Source organism: Priestia sp. P5_B4, from assembly GCF_056400385.1.
This window is the reverse complement of record NZ_JBFULJ010000805.1, coordinates 1-1,755: the sequence shown is the minus strand read 5'-3', so window position 1 is coordinate 1,755 and position 1,755 is coordinate 1. Positions and strand designations below refer to the sequence as shown.

Below are 1,755 nucleotides of genomic sequence, written 5' to 3'. Positions count from 1 at the left end.
CGCCAAGCGTGAGTCAGTACGTAGCTGATATTCAAAAAGTGTTGGCCAAGCATGAAGATGAAATTACATATCAATTAACCCCTATGAATACATTGATTGAAGGGGAATTAAGCACGCTGCTAAACATTGTTCAAGAGATGCATGAAGTGCCTTTTGAAAATGGTATTCAGCGTGTATGTACAAATTTACGAATTGATGATCGCCGTGATAAAGAAAATCATACGATGGCTGGGAAATTACAATCCGTACAGTCTAAATTAAAAGCGAAATAAAGAATATGCAATACAATAAAAACGCTTGAGTATCCACTCAGGCGTTTTTTATTGTATTTATACTTAATTAGCATGCACAAGAGAAAAAATTTGAAAAGCTACGCGCAGCCGAAGGGTTTCCTCTGACGTGTGAATAGGTCTTTTTAATAACTCTTCGCATTTTTCAATTCGATAGATCACCGTGTTCCGATGAACGAATAACTGCTTAGCAGTCTCTGAGATTTGGCAATTGGAATTTAGATATGTTTCAAGCGTGTCAAGTAAGATGGAGCGATCTTTCTTATCGTACTGCAGCAAACCTTCTAATGTTTGAGAATAGTAATCCTGTAAATCGTTTGCTGGAAGCAACCTCAGCAGTTCTTTAAACTGTTTTGGCTGATAAAATTGAATAAGCTTCGACTGATCTTTAAAATGGATGGTTTCAAGAGCTTCAACAGCTTCTTTATATGAGTCAGCGATTGTAAGTAGGGATTGGCTTTGGTTTCCAACTCCAAATGACATTCGCTTGTCGTAGTGACGGTAAACAGCTTCCTGCAAGCGATGCAAGCATTCTATAATCATAGGTTGAGAATGAGGTGTAAACAAAAGAATATAAAGATTGTCATAGAAAAACAAAACGGCCTCTGTATGACCTGTTGATAACTCATATTGAAGGAGCTCATAGATCATATCATCATCGCTGTAAGGCGTGAATGTAGAGTGGATTTTCCCGACGGCGCAAATATAGCTGTTTCCTGCTGATAAGCCCATCATCTGTGCTTGAAAGGAAGCATCTTCAAGCGTTTTATARTAATTGTTAACAAGCTGATTGAAAAAATCGTTTTTTCGTCGCCGTTCAGCTTCATACAAAGCCTGCTGTCTCATCATTTCGAAGGATAAAACGTTTGTCGCTTGTTCAATCGTTAGGAGCGCTGAATCGGATAAAGAAACTTGGTGTTCAATAAGTAAATAACTGTATTTTCTTGTATGAGTAGCAATCGGAAAAAGCGTAACGGTTTTTTTGGTGTGTAAAAAGGAAAAGGTTGTATATTTTACCGTTCGTAAAAACAGCTGCTTAGCGCCCGCTACCGCTTCTTCCATCGGGAGTGAAAAGGGTTCGCGTTTGTTTGTATAAAAGAGTTCATGGCCATGGGTATCAAAAAGGGCAACGTGAGCATTGCATAACGTTTGAATAGATTGCATAATTTTCTCAATGCCTTTTCCTTGTAAGATGTACGAGGAAAATAGCTGATGTGTGACCATCGCTTGCTGAAGCTCGGCTGTTTTTTTATCTAAAATAAAGCTGAGAGATTCGTTAATAACTGCGCCTAACGTTTCGTCCGTTTGGAAATCAATGATCGGAAAGTGAAGTTCATCAGCTAGCTGACAAATAGAAGCAGGCACGTGTTCGAAAAAGCGCTTCGTTTTTATGGCCAATCCTGCACATTTCTTTTTAGCCATTCCTTCTACAAGTTTTGCTAAGCTTTCTTCATGTTCTTTGAAG

The 1,755-nt window shown here is 38.6% G+C and carries 2 protein-coding genes; one reads left to right on the top strand and one right to left on the bottom strand.

Annotation, left to right across the window (positions count from 1 at the left end; genetic code table 11):
• Positions 1 to 272: MTH1187 family thiamine-binding protein (locus AC1DRF_RS26160; RefSeq protein ID WP_477742097.1), on the top strand; the 272-nt coding region annotated here is incomplete at its 5' end.
• A gap of 63 nt (positions 273 to 335) precedes the next feature.
• On the opposite strand, the gene AC1DRF_RS26155 is transcribed toward AC1DRF_RS26160, so the two are convergent.
• Positions 336 to 1,755 (bottom strand): helix-turn-helix domain-containing protein (locus AC1DRF_RS26155; protein WP_477742096.1); only part of this gene is annotated, 1,420 nt, incomplete at its 5' end.